General features: G+C 65.0%; 16 protein-coding genes and 3 tRNA genes. 12 read left to right on the forward strand and 7 right to left on the reverse strand.

The annotated features are described in order from the left end of the window. Nucleotides 1-45 precede the first annotated feature (45 nt). Nucleotides 46-672: an arylformamidase gene (gene kynB, locus ABE485_RS20920; RefSeq protein WP_346517187.1), complete on the reverse strand. Its 627-nt coding sequence runs from the start codon at nt 670-672 to the stop codon at nt 46-48. A gap of 114 nt (nt 673-786) precedes the next feature. Then, nucleotides 787-1,464, reverse strand: coding sequence for a RadC family protein (radC, locus tag ABE485_RS20925; protein ID WP_346517188.1), 678 nt, complete (start codon nt 1,462-1,464; stop codon nt 787-789). Between the two features lie 49 nt (nt 1,465-1,513). On the opposite strand from radC, the gene ABE485_RS20930 reads away from it, so the two are divergent. From ABE485_RS20930 to maiA, 3 genes are read left to right on the forward strand one after another with little or no spacing between them, the layout of a single operon-like run. Next, nucleotides 1,514-1,990 (forward strand): FKBP-type peptidyl-prolyl cis-trans isomerase, encoded by a 477-nt coding sequence (locus ABE485_RS20930; protein ID WP_346517189.1) that lies wholly within the window; start codon nt 1,514-1,516, stop codon nt 1,988-1,990. After that, nucleotides 1,990-2,967, forward strand: coding sequence for a 4-hydroxy-3-methylbut-2-enyl diphosphate reductase (ispH, locus tag ABE485_RS20935; protein ID WP_346517190.1), 978 nt, complete (start codon nt 1,990-1,992; stop codon nt 2,965-2,967). Before ABE485_RS20930 ends, ispH begins: the two co-directional genes overlap by 1 nt. Before the next feature lie 50 nt (nt 2,968-3,017). After that, nucleotides 3,018-3,662, forward strand: coding sequence for a maleylacetoacetate isomerase (gene maiA, locus ABE485_RS20940; protein ID WP_346517191.1), 645 nt, complete (start codon nt 3,018-3,020; stop codon nt 3,660-3,662). A 13-nt stretch (nt 3,663-3,675) separates the two neighbouring features. On the opposite strand, the gene ABE485_RS20945 is transcribed toward maiA, so the two are convergent. From ABE485_RS20945 to ABE485_RS20960, 4 genes are all read right to left on the reverse strand, one after another. Beyond that, a complete protein-coding gene (locus ABE485_RS20945; protein ID WP_346517192.1) occupies nt 3,676-5,118 on the reverse strand; it encodes a DegQ family serine endoprotease in 1,443 nt (480 codons plus the stop codon). 64 nt (nt 5,119-5,182) lie between these two features. Next, the gene (locus ABE485_RS20950) at nt 5,183-6,511 is read right to left on the reverse strand and encodes a sensor histidine kinase (RefSeq protein ID WP_346517193.1); all 1,329 of its coding nucleotides are present in this window, start codon (nt 6,509-6,511) and stop codon (nt 5,183-5,185) included. Then, nucleotides 6,508-7,167 (reverse strand): response regulator, encoded by a 660-nt coding sequence (locus tag ABE485_RS20955; RefSeq protein ID WP_346517194.1) that lies wholly within the window; start codon nt 7,165-7,167, stop codon nt 6,508-6,510. Before ABE485_RS20955 ends, ABE485_RS20950 begins: the two co-directional genes overlap by 4 nt. Nucleotides 7,168-7,347: 180 nt before the next feature. Next, nucleotides 7,348-7,423: transfer RNA gene (locus ABE485_RS20960), tRNA-Thr, on the reverse strand. 213 nt (nt 7,424-7,636) lie between these two features. Between ABE485_RS20960 and ABE485_RS20965 the strand changes: the two genes are divergently transcribed. The 3 genes from ABE485_RS20965 (at nt 7,637) to ABE485_RS20975 (ending at nt 9,884) form a co-directional block, all read left to right on the forward strand. Next, a tRNA-Asn gene (locus ABE485_RS20965) sits at nt 7,637-7,712 on the forward strand. A 115-nt stretch (nt 7,713-7,827) separates the two neighbouring features. Beyond that, nucleotides 7,828-8,871, forward strand: coding sequence for a CobW family GTP-binding protein (locus ABE485_RS20970; protein ID WP_346517200.1), 1,044 nt, complete (start codon nt 7,828-7,830; stop codon nt 8,869-8,871). 107 nt (nt 8,872-8,978) lie between these two features. Then, the gene (locus ABE485_RS20975; RefSeq protein ID WP_346517195.1) at nt 8,979-9,884 is read left to right on the forward strand and encodes a LysR family transcriptional regulator; all 906 of its coding nucleotides are present in this window, start codon (nt 8,979-8,981) and stop codon (nt 9,882-9,884) included. 752 nt (nt 9,885-10,636) lie between these two features. Here ABE485_RS20975 and ABE485_RS20980 read toward each other — a convergent pair. Next, nucleotides 10,637-10,713, reverse strand: a tRNA-Met gene (locus ABE485_RS20980). 63 nt (nt 10,714-10,776) lie between these two features. Between ABE485_RS20980 and scpB the strand changes: the two genes are divergently transcribed. From scpB to rbfA, 6 genes are all read left to right on the forward strand, one after another. Further along, nucleotides 10,777-12,006 carry an SMC-Scp complex subunit ScpB gene (scpB, locus tag ABE485_RS20985; RefSeq protein WP_430795452.1) on the forward strand — a complete coding sequence of 410 codons (1,230 nt, stop codon included), beginning with the start codon at nt 10,777-10,779 and terminating at the stop codon, nt 12,004-12,006. Between the two features lie 35 nt (nt 12,007-12,041). Continuing rightward, on the forward strand, nt 12,042-13,847 hold the full coding sequence (gene rluB, locus ABE485_RS20990) for a 23S rRNA pseudouridine(2605) synthase RluB (RefSeq protein ID WP_346517196.1): 1,806 nt from the start codon (nt 12,042-12,044) through the stop codon (nt 13,845-13,847). A 472-nt stretch (nt 13,848-14,319) separates the two neighbouring features. Next, entirely contained in the window at nt 14,320-14,820 is a 501-nt protein-coding gene (gene rimP / locus ABE485_RS20995; RefSeq protein ID WP_346517197.1) for a ribosome maturation factor RimP, read from the forward strand. Beyond that, on the forward strand, nt 14,817-16,295 hold the full coding sequence (nusA, locus tag ABE485_RS21000; protein ID WP_171663343.1) for a transcription termination factor NusA: 1,479 nt from the start codon (nt 14,817-14,819) through the stop codon (nt 16,293-16,295). Before rimP ends, nusA begins: the two co-directional genes overlap by 4 nt. Nucleotides 16,296-16,391: 96 nt before the next feature. Beyond that, complete coding sequence (gene infB / locus ABE485_RS21005) at nt 16,392-19,442, forward strand: translation initiation factor IF-2 (protein ID WP_346517198.1); 3,051 nt, start codon at nt 16,392-16,394, stop codon at nt 19,440-19,442. A 24-nt stretch (nt 19,443-19,466) separates the two neighbouring features. After that, on the forward strand, nt 19,467-19,868 hold the full coding sequence (gene rbfA / locus ABE485_RS21010) for a 30S ribosome-binding factor RbfA (RefSeq protein ID WP_008164155.1): 402 nt from the start codon (nt 19,467-19,469) through the stop codon (nt 19,866-19,868). Nucleotides 19,869-20,011 lie beyond the last annotated feature (143 nt).

Raw genomic sequence — 20,011 nt, forward strand, 5'->3', positions numbered from 1 at the left:
GGAGCGGTCGGGTCCTGTCGACCGCTCCGGAGCCGGCGAATCAGCCTACAGCTCGCGCAACACAGCGCGAACCGGGCTGGCATCAGCCTGGACCAGCGCCAACGGCAGTGCGATCAACTCGTAATCGCCTTCCGGCACATCGTCGAGCACCAGGTTCTCCAGTACCCGCATGTCGCGCCGCAAGATCGTGTGGTGGCTGTCCAGGGTCTTGCTGGACGCGGGGTCGATGCTGGCGGTATCCAGTCCGATCAGCATGACGCCGCGTTCGGCCAGCCATTCGATCGTCTGGGGGGCGTAGGCGGAGAAGTCGTCGGTCCACCAGTCCTGCGCCGCATGCTTGGCGGTGCGCACCAGCACGCGCGGCGGCAGGTTCAGGGACGCATGGGCCAGATGGTCAGGGGTGATCAGCGGGCCGCAATCGATGGCATGGATGACGCGGCAGGGGCCGAGGAACGGTTCCAGGGAGACCGCCCCGATGGCGGCTGCCCCGTTCTGGTAGTGCAAGGGGGCGTCCGCGTGCGCGCCGATGTGCGGGGAAAGCGTGATTTCGCTGACATTGACCGGACAGCCGGGCGCGAGCGACCACTTCCATTGCTGGCGGTAGGGCGTATCGCCAGGAAAAACTGGCGAGGCCGTGGAGACGGGCGGGGAAATATCCCACAGGCGTTTCATGTCGGGCGCAAAAGAGGGCGGGCGCAAAAGGGGCGCGGGGCGCGAAGGCCGGGATTAGGTGAAGCCTAAAGCAATATCGGGCGGTAGTCTAACGAATTCCGGGGTGGATCGGGGTCACAGGCAGCCCAATTCTGCCAGGGACACCACGGTTCCGCCGGCCACGATCAGATGATCCACCAGCTTGACGTCCACCAGCGCCAGGGCTTCCTTCAGGTGCCGGGTGAAGCCGTGGTCGGCGGCGCTGGGCGCCGCCAGCCCGGAAGGGTGGTTGTGGGCCACGATCAGGGCGGCGGCGTGGTGGCGCAGGGCCTCGCGCACGACCTCCCGGGGATAGACGGCCGCCTGCGACAGGGTGCCGCGGGCCAGTTCCCCGGTGGCGATCAGGCGCAGCTGGTTGTCCAGATAGAGCGCGATGCAGTGTTCCACCTGCCGATGCGCCAGGGCCGCCTTGCAATATTGTTTTACCTGGGCCGGATGGTTCATCGGGCTGTTGCGGACCAGGTCTTCCTCGAGGGCCCGGCGGGACAGCTCCAGCAGGGCGGCCAGGGTGCAGGCCTTGGCGGCTCCCAGCCCGGCGACCGTCATCAGTTCCTCGGGGGAGGCTCCCAAAAGGCCGCGCAAGCCGCCAAAGCGGTCCAGGAGCTTGCGGCACAGGTCCACCACGTTCAGGCCCGGAATACCCGTGCGCAGGGCGATGGCGAGCAACTCCGCGTCCTGGATCGAGCCGGCTCCGTGGCGCATCAGGCGTTCTCGGGGACGCTCTTGTTTGGACAGCCGGGCGGACAATTTCATAAGAGGCTCTAAAATAAGGGTTTTCCTAATTTCCATACGGTGGCAGATCTTGAGCATCGCCTCTAATGAAGTGAACGTTTTGGTCCGTCCGGATTCCTACCTGACGCTGCACTACCGGATCACGCTGGCTTCCGGGCCGGGCGAGGGTTCGGTGTTCACCAACACCTTCGACGGCCGGCCCGGCACGCTGCAAATGGGCAGCGGCCAGTGGGCGCCCGGCCTGGAGGCGGCCTTGATCGGCCGCGCCGAGGGCGACAAGTTCAGCGTCATCGTGGCGCCGGCCGACGCCTACGGCGATCGCAATCCCGAACTCATCCAGCGCGTGACGCGCGCGATGCTCGCCGAGCACGCCGGCGCGGACGCCACGTTCGAGCCGGGCGATCTGGTTGAATTCACCGCGCCCAACGGCGGGCGGTATTCGGGCGTCCTCAAGGAAATCAACGACGAGTCCGCCCTGTTCGATTTCAACCACCCCCTGGCGGGCATCAGCCTTCAGGTCGACGTGGCGCTGCTGGGAGTGCTTTGATGAGCCAGGCTGTAACCGCCTCCGACGCCGAAGTCCTGCTGGCGCAGCCGCGCGGTTTCTGTGCGGGTGTGGATCGCGCCATCGATATCGTCGAGCGCGCGATCGAGCTGCATGGCGCGCCCATTTACGTGCGCCACGAGATCGTCCACAACCGCTACGTCGTGGAAGACCTGCGCGCAAAGGGCGCGATCTTCATCGATGAACTGGACGACGCGCCCGCCGGGTCCATCGTGGTCTTCTCGGCGCACGGCGTGTCCAAGGCGGTGCGCGCCGAAGCCCAAGCGCGCGGCCTGCAGGTATTCGACGCCACTTGCCCCCTGGTCACCAAGGTCCATATCGAGGTCGCGCGCATGCGTGCCGCGGGCCGCGAGATCATCATGATCGGCCACAAGGGCCATCCCGAGGTCGAAGGCACCCTCGGCCAGGCGCAGGGCGGCATGTACCTCGTCGAAACGGTTGAAGATGTGGCCGGCCTGGAGGTCTCCGATCCCGAGAGCCTCGCCTACGTCACGCAGACGACGCTGTCCGTGGATGACGCGGCTGCCGTGTCGCAGGCGCTCAAGGCGCGTTTTCCCAGCATTGCCGAGCCCAAGAAGAGCGACATCTGCTATGCCACCCAGAACCGCCAGGACGCGGTCAAGGTGATGGCGCCGGAATGCGACCTGGTGCTGGTCGTGGGCAGCCCCAACAGCTCCAACTCCAACCGTCTGCGCGAAGTCGCCGAACGCAAGGGCGTGGCTTCCTACCTGATCGACGGCGCGCAGTCCATCGATCCCGCGTGGCTGGTCGACCGCAAGCGCATCGGCGTGACGGCGGGCGCCTCGGCGCCCGAGATCCTGGTGCAGCAGGTCATCGAGCGCGTCAAGGAGCTGGGCGCCGTCTCGGTGCGCAAGATGCCTGGCCTGGAAGAAAATGTCGCGTTCCCGCTGCCCAAGGGCCTGTCCCGCAAGGCGGCCAAGACGGAATCGCTGGAATGAACAAGCGCCGCCCCGAAAGGGCGGCGCCATAAAAACACCAAGGAGACTTCATGCAGCTGTACAGCTACTTCCGCAGCTCGGCCGCGTATCGCGTGCGCATCGCCCTGAACCTGAAGGGCCTGCCGTACGAGTATCTGCCTGTGCATTTGCTGAAGGACGGGGGGCAGCAGCTGTCCGCCGACTATCGCAAGATGAATCCGACCGCGCTGGTGCCGACGCTGGTCGACGGCGATGCCGTCATCGGCCAATCGCTGGCCATCATCGAGTATCTGGAAGAAACCCATCCCGATGTGCCGCTGCTGCCGTCCGATGCCATCGGTCGGGCCCGCGTGCGCGACCTGGCGCTGGGCATCGCCTGCGATACCCATCCGCTGAACAACCTGCGCGTGCTGAAGTATCTGAAGCACACGCTGGGCGTGGACGAGGCCGCCAAGACCGCCTGGTACAAGCATTGGGTGCATCAGGGGCTGGAAGCGCTGGAAACGCAGTTGACGCGTTCCAGCGCCACGGGCCGTTTCTGCCACGGCGACACGCCTACGATCGCCGACCTGTGCCTGGTGCCTCAGGTGGCCAACGCCCAGCGTTTCGAATGCGACCTCTCGGCCATGCCCAACGTGGTGCGCATCGACGCGGCTTGCCGCGCTTTGCCGGCGTTTGAAGCGGCCGCGCCGGGCAACCAGCCCGACGCGGAGTGATGCCAGGGTCGGCTTAGCCGACCTGCACCGGCACGAAGATCTTGTCCTCTCCGCGCTGCACCAGCAGGGCGACCGTCTTGCCGGCCTTGGACAGTTCTTCCTTGACCTGCCCGATGTTGTGCACCGGCACGCCATTGAGCGACAGCAGCACGTCTCCCGGCTGAATGCCGGCCTTGGCGGAGGGGCCGATCGACCGTTCGATCAGCAGGCCTTCGGAACCCGACGCCTGCTGCTCCTGCGGGCTCAGCGGGCGCAGCGCCAGGCCAAGCTGGCCGCGCTGCACTTCCTGGCCGTCCGCCGAAGCCTGCGTCTTGTCCTTGGGCGCGCCGCCCAGGGTGGCCACCAGTTCCTTCTGCGCGCCGCTGCGCCAGACGTCCAGCTTGATCTTCTCGCCGGGGGCGGCCATCGTGATGGTCGATGCCAGGTCTCCGGAAGACACGATGGTCTTGCCGTCGATCTTGCGGACCACGTCGCCGGGCTGCAGGCCGGCCTTTTCAGCCGCGCTGCCCTTTTCGACGCTGGACACCAGCGCGCCCGACGGCGAATCCAGCTTGAAGGAGTTGGCCAGGTCCTGGTTCACTTCCTGCACTGTCACGCCCAGCCTTGCGTGCTGCACCTTGCCGTGCTCGACGATCTGGTCCTTGATCTTGTAGGCCAGGTCGATGGGGATCGAGAACGACAGGCCCTGGAATCCGCCCGTGCGGCTGTAGATCTGGGAATTGATGCCCACGACCTCGCCGCGGTCGTTGAACAGCGGTCCGCCGGAATTGCCGGGGTTGACCGCCACGTCGGTCTGGATGAACGGAACCGACGTGTCGTCGGGCAGCGAACGGCCCTTTGCGCTGACGATGCCGGCGGTGGCGGTGTTCTCAAGGCCGTAGGGCGAACCAATGGCCAGGACCCATTCGCCCACCTGCAGCCGGTTCACGTCGCCCACCTTCACCACCGGCAGGTTCTTCGCCTCGATCTTGATGACGGCGACGTCGGTCTGCGGGTCGGCGCCCAGCACCTTGGCCTTGTATTCGCGGCGGTCGGTCATCTTCACGGTGACTTCCTTGGCGTCCTGGACCACGTGCGCATTGGTCAGAATGATGCCGTCCTGGCTGACGATGAAGCCGGAGCCTTCGCCGCGCATCGGCACTTCACGCGCCGGCGCACGGCCGCGTCCGCCGGGAATCTGGCCGAAGAATTGCGCGAAGGGGTCGTCGCCGTCGTCGGCCGATACCTTGCGCGTGCCGCTCACACTGATGTTGACGACGGCCGGGCCGAAGTCGCGCGTGATCTGCGCGAAGTTGGGCGGGGTGGAAGTGCTGATCGCCGGGGTGGACGCGGCGGTCGGGGCGTCGGCCGCCATCGACACGGTGCCGGTCAGGGCGGTTGCGCCCGCGCCGCCAATGGCGCCGGCGGCCAGCAGCGCCAGGACAAGGCGCGAGGGTTTCATTTGCGTGGTCTTCATGTCGGCTCCTGCGTACATGTTTAGGGACATGGCGCTATCTTCGGGCCTGACACTTAGGGGAATCTTAAGCAGGGAAATCCACGCGGGCCCGCAGGCCGTGGCCCGCCGGCGTGTCCTGCAGCGTGATGGCCGCGCCGTGGCGGTCGGCGATGGCGCGGGCGATCGCCAGCCCCAGCCCGCTGCCGTGCTGGGTGTTGCCCGGCACGCGATAGAACCGGTCGAACACGCGTTCGCGTTCTTCCGGGGCGATGCCGGGACCTTCATCGTCGATGAGCAGCGAGGTCCGCTGGCCGTCGCGTTCAAGGCGCAGGCCGATGCGGCTGTCAGCGGGCGCGTGCTTGATGGCGTTTTCGAGCAGGTTGCGCACCATCAGGACCAGCGAGTCCCGATTGCCCGGCACAAGGGCTTCGGACTCGCCGTCCAGTTCGATGGCGAGCGATTTGGCGTTGGCCTGCGTCAGGGTCTCCGACACCGCCTGGCGCAACACGTCGGCCAGGTCGACCGGCACGGGCGGCGCCTGCTCGTCGGCGCCTTCATGGCGGGCCATGGACAGCAGTTGCTCGACCAGGCGCGTGGCGCGGTCGATGCCCGCGGCCAGCCGCTGTTCCGCCACCTGGCGCGTTTCGGCGTCTGGCGCGCGCTGCAGCGCCTGCATCTGCAGGCGCAGGGCCGCCAGCGGGGAGCGCAGTTCGTGGGCCGCGTCGCCGACGAACTGTTTCTGTTGGGCGAATGCGCCGCGCATGCGCTCGAGCAGCAGGTTCAGTTCCTGGACCAGGGGGCGTATTTCGTCGGGCAGCCCACGCACGCTGACGGGAGACAGGTCCTCGGGCTGGCGCGCGGCCACCTGGGCGCGCGCACGCTTGACGGGCCGCAGCGACCAGCTGACGACGCACCAGATGATCAGCATCAGCAGCGGCGCCGCCGCCGCGATGGGCGCCACGGTGCGCAGCGCCAGCGCGCGCGCCATGTTCTTGCGCACTCCCATGTCCTGCGCCACCTGGATCACCTGGAAAGGGGTGGCCAGCGAATAGACGCGGTACGTCACGCCTTCCAGCCTGGCGTCGGAAAACCCCAGCACGATCTGGCTGGGCAGGGGAAGGCGCGAACGGGAATTGAAGACGCGCAGTCCGTCGGGCGTCCAGATCTGGATGATCAGGTCGTCGGCGACCGGCGAGCCTGCGCCGCGGGCGTGAGTCGGGCCCGTGCTGAGCAGGCCGTCGCCGGTGCCCAGCGACAGGGCGGTGCGCTGCAGCAGGGAGTCGAAGATGTCGTCAGCCTGCGCCAGGGTGCTGCGGTAGGCGATCGCGCCTTGCACCAGCGCGCCGACCGCGATGGCGGCCAGCAGGAAGAAAAGCAGTCTGGCTCTCAGCGAATAGCTAAGCGGAATGCTCATGTTTTGGGGATGACATAGCCGACGCCTCTGACGTTCTGGATCAGGTTCTGACCCAGTTTCTTGCGCAGGCCATGAATATATACCTCAACCGCGTTGCTGCTGATGCTGTCCTTCCAGCTGTAGAGTTTTTCTTCGAGCTGGGCGCGCGAAAAAATCATGCCCGGCCGCGCGATCAACGGTTCCAGCACGGCCCATTCGCGGGCGGTCAGGGCCACGGGGGCGCCGTCCACCATGGCGGCATGGGACTGGGGGTCGATGGTGATGCCTTCGTGTTCGAACACCGGTTCGGCGCGTCCCGCGCTGCGGCGGATCAGGGCGCGCATGCGCGCCAGCAGTTCGTCCATGTCATAGGGTTTGACGATGTAGTCGTCCGCGCCCGCGTCCAGGCCGGCAATGCGGTCGCTGACGGCGTCTCGCGCGGTGGCGATCAGCACCGGCGTGCGGTCCTTGCGCGTGCGCAGGTCGCGCAGCAGCGTGAGGCCGTCGCGCTTGGGCAGGCCGAGGTCCAGCAGGACGAGGTCGTAGGGGTCGGTGCGCAGCGCAAGTTCCGCCGCGCTGCCGTCCTTGACCCAATCGACGGCGTAGTGCTCCGCGCGCAGGCAGTCCAACACGCTTTCGCCGATCATGGCGTCGTCTTCTACGAGGAGAATGCGCATTGTGTGGTTTCCGCTTGGGTGGTCCAGCAGATTGGATGCGCGGCGGTCGGCCCGAGTTCCCTTGCTGCGGTTTGCTTGCCGCAGTTTGCTTAATGTGGGAAGGCCGGTTCGGCCTGAGAAGTTCGGCCTGAGAATGCGGCCGAAATGAAAAAAGCAGCCCGAAGGGCTGCTTTTTGGAATTGGTGCCGGCAATAGGAGTCGAACCTACGACCTTCGCATTACGAATGCGCTGCTCTACCAACTGAGCTATGCCGGCAAGACCATTTGCTTTTGTTTCAGGACCAGGCCGGAAAGCTGCAAGCAAAACATCTTTGTTTTTTCCAGTCCGCTGCTTTTTAGGGCCCGATCTGGAAAGACCGAGATCATATCAGAGTTTTTCGGCAAAGGGGAACAGGGCGTGCAAAATTTCTGGAAAAAAACGCGATTTGCATCTGCCGAATTTTTAGTTCATAATTTTGGTCTTGGCAGTTCCCCGATAGCTCAGTCGGTAGAGCGACGGACTGTTAATCCGCAGGTCGCTGGTTCGAGCCCAGCTCGGGGAGCCAAAGAATTTCAGGGCCACTCACGCAAGTGAGTGGCCCTTTTGGTTTTCGCCTGGTTTGGCGGGGTGTGCCGCCGGCAGCGCCTGTGTTGGCGGGCGCGATCATGGGATTGATCGACATGGAAGACGCCAAGCTCACGGGTGGCAAACTGGAAGGCGACAAGCTGGAAGATAAGCGCATCGGCGTCACGGTGATCTCCGGTTTCCTGGGCAGCGGCAAAACGTCGCTCCTCAACCGGCTGCTGCGCGAGCCCGTCTATGCCGACTCCGTCGTCATCGTGAATGAGTATGGCGAGGCGGGGGTCGATCACCACCTGGTGCGGCTGGCGCCTGACAGCGTCGTGCTGGTCGAGGGCGGTTGCCTCTGCTGCGTCGTCAGCGGATCGGTGGTCAATGCGCTGCGCGAGCTGTTCATGCTGGCCGTCGGCCGCAAGATCAAGCCCTTTCGGCATGTGCTGATCGAAACCAGCGGCCTCGCGGACCCGGCTCCCATCCTGTTTACATTGAAGCATGACCGTTTCCTGGCGGAGCGGTATGCCTACCGCGGGGCGATCGTTGTGGTGTCGGCCCTGCATGGCGCGGAGCAGGTGGACACGCAACCCGAGGCCGCCCGCCAGCTTGCGCTGGCCGATACGGTGGTGTTCAGCAAGTCCGATCTGGCCGAGGCATCGCAGTTGCGGCTTGCGCAGCAGGCTGTTGCCGCCATCAATCCTGGCGCGCTGCGCTGCGTGCAGCGAATGGACCAGCCGCTGGCCGACGTGCTGAAGGAATGGCCTGATGCGCAGGCCAGGCGCGATGGGGTGGCCTCGGCCAACTGGCTGCAGGTATTTTCCATGCGGTCGTCGGGTCTGCATGCGGACGTGAAGAGCTTTTCTCTTGTGTTGTCTCCGCCACCTGGTCGGGCGGCGTTTCTGGCCGGCGTTGCGCGCATCCACGAACGCTTCGGGCAGGCCGTGCTGAGGATGAAGGGGCTGGTGTGCTTCGAGGGCGAGGCGCTGCCCTGCGAGGTGCATGGCGTGCATGGTGAACTCTACCCGCTGCGGCCCCTGGTCCAGTGGCCCGACGATGGCCGCGTGTCGCGCCTGGTGTACATCTTGCGCGGCGTGGATGCCGAGCTGGTGCGCGGTGCGGTGCTCGAAGCGCTGGGTCAATCTCCCGGCTGATCTCCCGTGCGCGGAAGGACCCGGTTTCATTGGTCGATATTCCGTTGCTGATGCCGCACGGAAATACGGTATAACCGGTACGGTCTGATGCACGAATCGAGACAATCATGGACCGTCTTAAAGCCATGCAGGTGTTTGTCGAGGTTGCCGATCGCGGCAGCCTGTCGGCTGCCGCGGTTCATCTGGACATGTCGCGCGCCATGGTGTCGCGCTACCTTGCCGAGATGGAGCAGTGGGTCGGCGTGCGGTTGCTGCATCGCACCACCCGACGCCTGAGCCTCACGCCGGCCGGCGCCGAGACCTTGCCTCGCTGCAGGCAGATGCTGGACATGGTGGGCGACCTGCACAATGCGGTGTCCACGCCGGAAGATGCGCCGCGCGGCCTGTTGCGCATCACGACCAGCATGTCGTTCGGCGCCAGGCATCTGGCGGGCGCCGTCACGGATTACGTGAAGCTGCATCCCGGCACGTCCGTGGACCTGATGCTGCTCGAGCGCGCGGTCAATCTGGTCGAGGAGCGGGTCGATCTCGCGGTGCGCATCACCAATGACCTCGACCCCAATCTGATCGCACGCAAGCTGGCGGTGTGCCGCTCTGTGGTTTGCGCCTCGCCCGATTACCTTGCGCGCGAGGGCGTGCCGGCTCGCATAGAAGATTTGTCCCTGCGCAACTGCCTGACCCATTCGTATTTCGGCAAGAGCCTCTGGCGTTTCGAGCGCAATGGGGAGCCGGTCGATGTGCCGGTCAGCGGCAGCATCAGCGCCAATGAGGTCTCGGTGCTGGCGAGCGCGGCAGTGCAGGGCGCAGGCATCGCCATGCTGCCCACGTATTACGCGGCGGATCTTGTTGCCTCGGGCCGGCTGCAGGTCATCCTGTCGCAATGCAAACCGCAGGAACTGGGCATTTATGGCGTGTACGCCTCGCGCCGCCAGATGCCGCTGATCTTGCGGTCGATGCTGGATTTTCTGGTGGAGCGGCTTGGGTCGACGCCGTGGGACCAGGGGCAGGCCTGATCGGTCGTGCTGCGCCCTGTCGTTTTGCGGCTTGAGGGCGATATTTATGGCGGTATAATTTGGCAGCTGTTTCGTTTGGCAGCTGTTTCGGCATATTTGGCGCGTCACGCCGGGGGGTGCTTCCCTGGCAGGGTTTTTTCGGCGCGCCAAAGTCCGTTAGCATCAGACCTTAGAAAATACCTAACAATCGTAAGGCTCGGCCAAGCGGCCGGGTAGCGGGCGGAACTGATATCCGCGCGTGCAAGGGGAGGCATATCGGTCTTGGAGTGGCGCTTTGTCCGCCGTTCCGCAGTGGCCGATGCCTGTCGATTCTAGTCTTTGCTATCAATTTCCGCGGAAGGATTGGCGCTGGAGGTTCCCGCGCATTCCGTAGCCATTATTGGCGATTCGCGCCAGCACGATTGGCGCCGGCTTTTCCAGGGTTTGCTCACGGCGTGCGCTGCGGCGCATGTGGCGTCAGGCAATCCGCCTTGGATGCATGGCCATGCCCGGGTGCGGGCACGGCGGTAAAACAGGAAACGAGTGATAACTACGCAAGCCAACATTCTCTGTTGCGGGACTGCTTTTAAGGCGGTCCGGGCGGGTTTGGGTGCGCGTGTGGGTATGCCTGTGGGTATGCCTGTGGGTATGCCTGTGGGCGCGCGTGTCGCCCTGCGTGCCGATCTGCCGCGTTATCAGTCCAGCGTTGTCAGCGCAACTTTGCCGGCACAAATGAAAAAGGCCCGGCGCATTCGCCAGGCCTTCATCAAATTTGGTTGCGGGGGCAGGATTTGAACCTACGACCTTCGGGTTATGAGCCCGACGAGCTGCCAGACTGCTCCACCCCGCGTCTGAGAAAAGAATATTAACCCTATTTTCAACCTAGCGCAAGTTAGCCCCTTTTTGAATTTGAATGTCGATGAACGATAGCGAGGCAATACTCGTGCTGGAAACCGCGCTGCTGTGCGCGGTGCAGCCGATGCAGATTTCCGATATGCGCAAGCTCTTCGGAGATGATGAACAATTCGACACCAGCACCGTGCGGTCGCTGCTGGAGACCCTGCAGGGCAACTGGGCCGATGGCGGGCTGGAGCTTGTGCAGCTGGCGTCCGGGTGGCGTTTCCAGAGCCGCCCGAGCATGCAGCGCTATCTGGAGCGCCTGAGCCCGGAAAAGCCTCCCAAATATTCCCGCGCCGTCATGGAAACGCTGGCGATCGTGGCCTGGCGCCAGCCGGTGACGCGGGGCGACATCGAGGACATCCGCGGTGTGACGGTTTCGTCGCAGATCGTGAAGGCGCTCGAGGATCGCGGCTGGATCGAGGTGATCGGCCATCGCGATGCGCCGGGACGTCCCGCGCTGTTCGGCACGACGCGCCAGTTCCTGGATGATCTTGGATTGCGGGCGCTGGACGAATTGCCGCCGCTGGAAACTGCCCACGCGGCAGCCGCGCTCGCGGGTCTGGATCTCGGTGAGGTGCAGCAGGTATTGGGCGAGAGCCCTGAATCGGCGGAAGGCGAGGCCGTCGCCGATGGCCAGGAAGGGGGCGAAGAGCCGGCGTCCGCCGATCAGGCCGCCGCGCCGGGCGACGCCGAAACGGATCAGCAGCCCACGTCCGAGGCCGAAAATGCGTTGGACACGGAAGCCGGCGCCGGCGAAGAACGGAATATTCCGGTTGCGGAATTGTCTGTTTCGGAAGACGATACCCCCATAGCTGCGGCTGATAGCGTAGAATCCCAGCTTTCGCGCTCAGAAGAAGGCGCGGATCCCGCAGACGAATTCACCGTCCGGGAGCAAGCCGAAGGCTTGTCCGATACGCCGCCCTCGTCCGGTTTTCCCGATGACAGGGCTGGCAGCGACACTTCCGATATGGCCGCCGATGCCTCCGAGGCCGGTGCTGCAAAGGAAAGCGTCGAGAACGCAAAACACGCGGAACCGACCGACCCGATTGACAAGACCGATACCGTGGCGCCAGGCGCTGCCGGGCATGAGCCCGTTCACGGTCTTGGTCAGGCCGTACAGCCCGACCCCGATTCCGCACGCGTGGAATCGGAAGAGGCGGACCCCGAGCGGTCCGGGTCTGGACGGGATTCGGCTTCCCCAGATGATGACGTGCCTGCCCCCGGCAGGCCTACCCAAGTTTGAAATTCGGAGCTGTCCCAGTGACAACGAATACAGCAATGCAGGACGACACCCCCCGTTCGGATGACGCCGCCAATGGTGGCCAGCCGGAATCCGCCGCCTCCCGTGAACCGGCTGCCGAAGGCGAAGCCGGCGCCCGCGGCCGGGGCGGCCGCAAGTTGAGGACGCCGTTTCGCCGTCGCCGCGGCGATGCCGCGGCTGAGCAGGCGCCGGCGGCCGAGGGTCAGCCTGCCGAGGCGGCTGCCCCCGCCGAGTCCGCGGAGTCCCGCGGCGGCGAGCAGGAAGCCGAGCAGGCGCTGGCGTACCTGGACACGGCGGACCGCATGGAGCAGCGGCTGGGCAAGTACCTGAACAGCGAAGCCGTCATGCCCAAGCTGCACAAGGTGCTGGCCGATGCCGGGATCGGCTCGCGCCGCGAGATGGAAGAACTGATCGTCGCGGGCCGGGTGTCGGTCAATGGCGAGCCTGCCCACATCGGACAGCGTGTGGGTCCCAATGACCAGGTGCGCGTCAATGGCAAGCCCATCATGCGGGCAAACACCAAGAAGCCCCCGCGCGTGATCCTGTATCACAAGCCGGCCGGCGAAATCGTCAGCCACGACGATCCGGGCGGCCGCGCCAGCGTCTTCGCGCGCCTGCCCAAGCTGCGCACCGGCAAGTGGCTGTCGGTTGGCCGCCTGGACCTGAACACCGAGGGCCTGCTGATCTTCACGACCTCGGGCGACATGGCCAACCGGATCATGCATCCGCGCTACGGCACGGAACGCGAATACGCCGTCCGGGTCCTGGGAGAAATGGACGAGGCCCAGCGCCAATCGCTGGTCGACGGCATCGAGCTCGAAGACGGCCTGGCCGCATTCGGCGCGCTGGACTATCTGGGTGGGGACGGCAGCAACCGCTGGTATCGCGTCACGCTGCAGGAAGGGCGCAACCGGGAAGTCCGTCGCATGTTCGAAGCGGTTGGCGTCACCGTCAGCCGGCTGATCCGCACGCGCTTCGGCGATGTGGTTCTGCCGCGCACGTTGCGTCGCGGCCGTTGGGACGAGCTGGACGCATCTTTGGTTACCGCGCTGATGGTCCAGTTGGGCCTGTTGCGCGAAGACGACGATTCCGCCGGCAACCGCCGCCGCTCGAAGCAACCGCAATCGCACGACAGTGCGTTGCCGCCGGGGTTCGGCACGATGGATCGCAATGGCATGAACGGCGCTCGCATCGGTCGCCGCGGCAAGCTTCAGGGCGGTGGCCTGGGCAGCGCGGGGCAGGCTGCCGCGTGTCCGTCCGACCCCTTCGGCACCGGTCTGATGATTGCCGGCGGCTATGCCAACGGCCATCCGTTGAGCGGCGAGGGCGGCGGTCTGGGCAATCGCAAGGGTGGCAAGCCGGCGGGTTCGCGGGGCAAGCCGCCCGGCAAGCCTGGTGGCAGGCCCGGCGCCAAGCCGCGTGGCCAGCGCGCCGCCGCCAACGGCCAAGCCGGAAATGCGGTTTCGGGCAATGTGGCGCCAGGTGCTGTGGCGGAAGCGCCGGCAGGCGCGGGTCGTCGTCCTGCTGGCGGCAAGCCTTCCGGCGGCAAGCCGGCGGGCGGCAAGCCTTCGGGCCCGCGCGGCGCGAATCCTGGTCGTGGCGGCAAATCGGCCTCGGGCGGACGCGGCGCCGGCAAGGCGGAAGGTCCGCGCGCGGCGGGCAACAAGGGGCCGGGCGCTGGCGGCAAGCCGCGCACGCCTCGCGGCGGTTCGTCGCGTGGCGAAGGGTCGACCCGCGGTGACGATTGGCAGCCGCGCGGCGCGTCTGCCCACGAATCCCGTCTGGGCGTCGTGGGTGGTGGACGGGGTCGCCAGGGGCGTTGATCGCCTGCAGGCGGCGCGTGAACTGCGTTGCCGCCTCGGATGTGTCCCATATAAACGTAAGCCCGTGACGAATCAGGCGTTTTTCCGGTTTATCTGGTAAAATCAATGGTTTTCATGGCTTCGCGTCATTGCTTTTTGCCGCACGCACTGCGTTATACCAGTGCGGCTTGCAGTAAAAAGTACGTCGGCGGCGTTTCGCTGATCGGGCGCACGGCTATCGTGCCGGCGTGTTGCCAAGCGCAGTTTGCAGCAGTCTTCTTGTGGCGCTAGCCGCTATCTGCGGTCGGTGCACAAGCGCCGATATGCCCGGTTTTATTCGGGCAAGCGGGCAGGATGGACAAGGCGGCGCAAGCCAAAATTTAGGTCGCAATATAGGGCGCAGCCCAGCATTGCTCCTTACTAGCAGTAGGGAAGCGGCTGGGCTCTGTGCAATATCGGTGGGCTGGGCGTGCAGCCCATTTTTTTTGAGTATATGGCTGATTTATTCGCATTGACCGAAGAGGCTCTGGCCGGCATGGACGTCGAACTCGTGGACGTCGAGCGTGCCGCCCTGGGCCTTTTGCGCGTCACGATCGATCGGGTCGGCGGTGTGCGCATCGAAGACTGCGAGCAGGTGTCCCGCCAATTGTCGCGGGTGTTTGAAGTCGAGAACATCGACTACAAGCGGCTGGAAGTCGGTTCGCCGGGCATAGACCGCCCGCTGCGCAACGAGGCCGAGTTCCGCCGGTTCGCAGGCGAGCGCATCGAAATCAAGCTGCGTGAGGCATTGGACGGCCGCAAGGTCTTCTCGGGCACGTTGACCGTGCCGGAAGACGAGCCCGCATCCGACGCTGCTGCTGGAATGCACAAGACCGTGTTCGGTCTCGAATTTGAGGCAAAAAAGAACGAAGTCCAGGTTTTGAATTTCACGGTCGACGATATCGAACGTGCAAAGCTGGATCCCGTTCTGGATTTCAAGGGCAAAAAGCGATGAGTCGCGAAATTCTTCTGTTGGTCGATGCCTTGGCGCGTGAAAAGAACGTCACGCGTGACGTCGTGTTCGGCGCGCTGGAAAGTGCGCTGGCCTCGGCCATGAAAAAGCGCTTCAAGGATGATGCGGACATTCGTGTTTCCATCGATAGGGAAACCGGTGACCACGAAGGCTTCCGCCGTTGGCTGGTCGTGCCCGACGAGGCCGGCCTGCAAGAACCCGACAAGCAGGAAATGCTGTCGGACGCGGTCGAAATCGTCCCTGGCATCCAGGAAGGCGAATACATCGAAGAGCCGCTTGAGCCCATCGAGTTCGGCCGTATCGGCGCCCAGGCCGCGAAGCAGGCCATCCTGCAAAAGATCCGCGACGCCGAGCGCGAGCAGGTGCTGAACGACTTCCTGGACCGTGGTGAAACCATCGTCTCCGGAACGATCAAGCGCATGGACAAGGGCGACGCCATCGTCGAAACCGGCAAGATCGAAGCGCGCCTGCCGCGCTCCGAGATGATCCCGAAGGAAAACCTCCGGGTGGCCGATCGCGTGCGCGCCTTCGTGTTGCGTGTCGACCACGCCGCACGCGGCCAGCAGGTGATCCTGTCGCGCACCTCGCCCGAGTTCATTCGCCAGTTGTTCGAGAATGAAGTCCCCGAGATCGAGCAGGGCCTGCTTGAGATCAAGGCCGCGGCCCGCGACGCCGGCGTGCGTGCGAAGATCGCCGTGGTGGCATACGATAAGCGTATCGATCCCATCGGCACTTGCGTGGGCATGCGCGGTTCGCGCGTGACCGCCGTGCGCAACGAACTCGGCGGAGAACAGGTCGACATCGTGCTGTGGTCGGAAGACCCCGCGCAGTTTGTCATCGGCGCCCTGGCGCCGGCCAACGTCGAATCCATCGTCGTCGATGAAGACAAGCATGCGATGGACGTCGTGGTGGACGAAGAAAACCTGCCCAAGGCCATTGGCGCCAAGGGCCAGAACGTGCGCCTGGCATCCGAGCTTACCGGCTGGCAGATCAACATCATGACGCCGGAAGAAAGCCTGAACCGCCAGGAAGTCGAGCGTTCGGGCCTGCGCGCCACGTTCATGAGCAAGTTGGACGTCGACGAGGAAGTCGCTGACATCCTCATCGATGAAGGTTTTACCGGTATCGAGGAAATCGCCTACGTGCCCATGCAGGAACTGCTGGAAATCGAGGCCTTTGACGAAGACACCATCAATGAGTTGCGCGCCCGTGCCCGCAATGCGCTGCTGACCGAGGCAATTGCCCAGGAAGAGCGCCTTGAGACCGCACAGGATTTGCTTGAACTCGAAGGCATGACGCAAGAACTGGCTGCCAAGCTGGCCGAGCGTCAAGTGCATACGCGTGATGACCTGGCTGAACTGGCCACGGACGAGCTGGCGGAAATCGCCGGTTTGACCGAGCAGGAAGCCAGCGATCTCATCATGCGTGCCCGCGCCCATTGGTTCGACGAAGAATAACCAAAAGGACACGGGTCTGCGGTGGGGGAGACTCCGTTTCAACCACCGCAAGTTCACGTTGTTTGTAATAGCTGCCTATAGGGAAGAGAGAGCCTAATGTCGAGTAATACCGTCGCCCAGTTCGCTACCGAGCTGAAAATGCCTGCCAATGTGCTGCTGGATCAGCTGCGCTCGGCTGGCGTTGACCTCAAATCGGTTGACGATTCCGTCACCGACAGCGACAAGGCGAAATTGCTCGAATCGCTGCGTCGCGCCCACGGCGCGACCGAAGGCAAGAAGATCACGCTGACGCGACGCCAGACGTCCGAGATCCGGCAGGCTGACGCCACCGGCCGCTCGCGCACGATTCAGGTCGAAGTGCGCAAGAAGCGCGTATTCGTCAAGCGTGATCCCTCCGAAATCGCCCTGGAACAGGCTGCGGCTGCGCGCGCCGAGGACGAAGTCTCGGCCGAAGAAGTTCAGCAGGTCTCCGCGCCGGCCGAGCAAGAGTCGCCCGTCGCCGAGTCCCGCGAAACCGCGCCCGTGCAGGCCGAGGCTCCGGCCCCCGCCCCCGTGCAGGAGCCCGTTGCTGTAGAAGCGCCCGCGCCGGTCGAAGCGCCCGCGCCTGTTGAATCCGTCGCGGCCGAAGTGCCCGCCCCCGTCGAGGCGCAAGCGCCTGAAGTCCAGGTGCAGCCTGAACCCGAACCGACGCCGGCGCCCGCTCCTGCCGAGCCCGTGGCCGAAGTGGCCAAGCCCGAAATCAAGACTGAATCCACCGAGCCCCAGGCTGAACAAGCCGAGCCGGAACCCGCTGTGCTAGCCAATAAGTCCGAAACAACTTCCTCCCAGGCCGCCGCGCCTGTCGCCCAGGCCAAGCCTGCCGCGAAGTCCGAACCCGTCAAATCCGCAGCGAAGCCCGAGGCTGCCGCGCCCGTGTCCGCCGCCAAGGTGGGCAACCGTGCCGACAACCGCCGCGCCGGCCCGCCGCTCGCCGCCTCCGCCACGTCGGCTGGCCGCGACGAGGCCCGCCGCGCCGCCGAGGCCGAAGCCGCCGCGCTGCGCGAAATGCTGAACCGTCCCCGCAAGGTGCTGCGCGCACCCGAGCCGGAGGCGCCCGCCGCCGCACCCATTTCGGGCACGCTGCACAAGCCCGCCGGCAAGCCCGGCGCCGCGCCTGGCGCCAAGAAGGACGCCAAGCCCGCCGCACCTGGCGCCAAGAAGACCATCAAGACCGCCGAAGTCGCGTCGACCTGGTCCGATGACGCCTCGCGCAAGAAGCCCGCGGACAAGCCGGCAGCCCCGGCCAGCCGCGACGGCTGGCGCGCAGGCGGCAAGGGTGGTGGCAAGTCGGGCGGCCGTGGCGGCCGCAACCAGCAGAACGACCGCCGCAACGAGCCGGCGCCGCAGGAATTCATCGCGCGTGAAGTCCACGTGCCGGAAACCATCAGCGTGGCCGACCTGGCCCACAAGATGTCCGTCAAGGCCGCCGAAGTCATCAAGCATCTGATGAAGCTGGGCCAGATGGTCACCATCAATCAGGTGCTGGACCAGGAAACCGCCATGATCGTGGTCGAGGAACTGGGCCACATCGCGATCGCCGCCAAGCTGGACGATCCGGAAGCCTTCCTGGACGAAACCGCGACGCAATCCGAAGCCGAACAGCTGCCGCGCGCGCCTGTCGTCACGGTCATGGGCCACGTCGACCACGGCAAGACCTCGCTGCTGGACTACATCCGCCGCGCCAAGGTTGCCGCGGGCGAAGCCGGCGGCATTACGCAGCACATCGGCGCTTACCACGTCCGCACCGAGCGCGGCATGGTGACCTTCCTTGACACCCCGGGCCACGAGGCGTTCACCGCCATGCGTGCACGCGGCGCCAAGGCGACCGACATCGTGATCCTGGTGGTTGCCGCCGACGACGGCGTGATGCCGCAGACGCGCGAAGCCATCCACCATGCCAAGGCCGCGGGTGTGCCCATGGTCGTGGCCGTGACCAAGATCGACAAGCCTTCCGCCAACCCGGAACGCGTCAAGCAGGAATTGGTTGCCGAACAGGTCGTGCCGGAAGAATACGGCGGCGACGTGCCCTTCGTGGGCGTGTCGGCCAAGACCGGCGAAGGCATCGACGACCTGCTCGAAAACGTGCTGCTGCAAGCCGAAGTGCTGGAACTGAAGGCTCCGGAAGACGCGCCCGCCAAGGGCCTGGTGATCGAAGCCCGTCTGGACAAGGGCCGCGGCCCGGTCGCGACGATTCTGGTGCAAAGCGGCACGCTCAAGCGCGGCGACGTCGTGCTGGCCGGCGCAAGCTTTGGCCGCGTGCGCGCCATGCTGGACGAAAACGGCAAGCCGATCCAGTCGGCCGGTCCGTCCATCCCCGTGGAAATCCAGGGCCTGACCGAAGTGCCCGCCGCCGGCGACGAGCTGATGGCGCTGTCCGACGAACGCAAGGCGCGCGAAATCGCGCTGTTCCGCCAAGGCAAGTTCCGCGACGTCAAGCTGGCCCGCCAACAGGCCGCCAAGCTGGAATCGATGTTCGACAACCTCGGCGAAGGTACGCAGACGCTCACGCTTATCGTCAAGACGGACGTGCAGGGTTCGCAGGAAGCGCTGGTGCAGTCGCTGGTCAAGCTGTCGACCGACGAAGTCCGTGTGCAGGTTGTGCACGCTGCCGTCGGCGGCATCTCGGAAACCGACATCAACCTGGCCATCGCCTCGAACGCCGTCGTCATCGGCTTCAACGTGCGGGCCGAAGCCAGCGCCAAGAAGCTTGCCGAGAACAACGGCATCGACGTGCGCTACTACAACATCATCTACGACGCCGTGGATGAAGTTAAGGCGGCCATGTCGGGCATGCTGGCGCCCGAGAAGAAGGAAGAAATCATCGGCCTGGTCGAGATCCGCGAGGTGTACAGCATCTCCCGCCTCGGCAACATCGCGGGTTGCATGGTGCTCGATGGCATCGTGCGTCGCGATTCCCAGGTCCGCCTGCTGCGCAACAACGTTGTCCACTGGACGGGGCATCTCGAATCCCTGCGCCGCTTCAAGGACGACGTCAAGGAAGTCAAGTCGGGCTTCGATTGCGGTCTTACGCTGCGCGGCAACAATGACATCCAGGTGGGCGACCAGCTGGAAGTCTTTGAAATCAAGGAAATCGCGCGTACGCTGTAAAGCGACCGCGAGGCATTGCTTCTAATGAGCCGTCACAAGTCCAAAGCCATACCCGGCCGCAATCTGCGGCTGGCCGACCAGATCCAGAAGGATCTGGCCGGGATCATCCAGCGCGAGATCGACACGACCCGCGCTGGCTTGATCACGCTCTCTGGTGTGGAACTGTCGACCGACTACGCGCATGCCAAGGTGTGGTTCACGGTTTTGGGCGCCGAGCCCGAAGCCGCGACCGCCTTGCTGAACGAGAAGGCCGGCTGGCTGCATTCCCAGCTCTACAAGCTGTTGCACATTCACACCGTCCCCACTTTGCGCTTCTTCCACGACGAGCAGATCGCCCGTGGCATCGAAATGTCGATCCTCATCGACCGCGCAAACCGCCCCGGCCCGCATTCGGGCGTTCCCGACGAGCCAGAAGACCAGTCCTGACCGGGCTGTCGTCACTGCTTTTCTTTCCGGATTTCGACGATGGCTAAACGACGCGGGCTTGCGCTCGACGGTGTGCTGTTGCTCGACAAAACCCAGGGTTTGTAGAGCAACCACGCCGTGCAGGCCGCCAAACCCCCCCAGGA

Origin of the sequence: Achromobacter spanius (assembly GCF_039673305.1) — a bacterium.
Classification (GTDB): domain Bacteria; phylum Pseudomonadota; class Gammaproteobacteria; order Burkholderiales; family Burkholderiaceae_B; genus Achromobacter; species Achromobacter spanius_F.

What these genes read in the sequence shown, in the direction of transcription:
- kynB (WP_346517187.1), bottom strand. Translation starts at nt 672, where the DNA reads ATGAAACGCCTGTGGGATATTTCCCCGCCCGTCTCCACGGCCTCGCCA.
- radC (WP_346517188.1), bottom strand. Translation starts at nt 1,464, where the DNA reads ATGAAATTGTCCGCCCGGCTGTCCAAACAAGAGCGTCCCCGAGAACGC.
- ispH (WP_346517190.1), top strand. Translation starts at nt 1,990, where the DNA reads ATGAGCCAGGCTGTAACCGCCTCCGACGCCGAAGTCCTGCTGGCGCAG.
- maiA (WP_346517191.1), top strand. Translation starts at nt 3,018, where the DNA reads ATGCAGCTGTACAGCTACTTCCGCAGCTCGGCCGCGTATCGCGTGCGC.
- ABE485_RS20945 (WP_346517192.1), bottom strand. Translation starts at nt 5,118, where the DNA reads ATGAAGACCACGCAAATGAAACCCTCGCGCCTTGTCCTGGCGCTGCTG.
- ABE485_RS20950 (WP_346517193.1), bottom strand. Translation starts at nt 6,511, where the DNA reads ATGAGCATTCCGCTTAGCTATTCGCTGAGAGCCAGACTGCTTTTCTTC.
- ABE485_RS20955 (WP_346517194.1), bottom strand. Translation starts at nt 7,167, where the DNA reads ATGCGCATTCTCCTCGTAGAAGACGACGCCATGATCGGCGAAAGCGTG.
- ABE485_RS20970 (WP_346517200.1), top strand. Translation starts at nt 7,828, where the DNA reads ATGGAAGACGCCAAGCTCACGGGTGGCAAACTGGAAGGCGACAAGCTG.
- ABE485_RS20975 (WP_346517195.1), top strand. Translation starts at nt 8,979, where the DNA reads ATGGACCGTCTTAAAGCCATGCAGGTGTTTGTCGAGGTTGCCGATCGC.
- scpB (WP_430795452.1), top strand. Translation starts at nt 10,777, where the DNA reads ATGTCGATGAACGATAGCGAGGCAATACTCGTGCTGGAAACCGCGCTG.
- rluB (WP_346517196.1), top strand. Translation starts at nt 12,042, where the DNA reads ATGCAGGACGACACCCCCCGTTCGGATGACGCCGCCAATGGTGGCCAG.
- rimP (WP_346517197.1), top strand. Translation starts at nt 14,320, where the DNA reads ATGGCTGATTTATTCGCATTGACCGAAGAGGCTCTGGCCGGCATGGAC.
- nusA (WP_171663343.1), top strand. Translation starts at nt 14,817, where the DNA reads ATGAGTCGCGAAATTCTTCTGTTGGTCGATGCCTTGGCGCGTGAAAAG.
- infB (WP_346517198.1), top strand. Translation starts at nt 16,392, where the DNA reads ATGTCGAGTAATACCGTCGCCCAGTTCGCTACCGAGCTGAAAATGCCT.
- rbfA (WP_008164155.1), top strand. Translation starts at nt 19,467, where the DNA reads ATGAGCCGTCACAAGTCCAAAGCCATACCCGGCCGCAATCTGCGGCTG.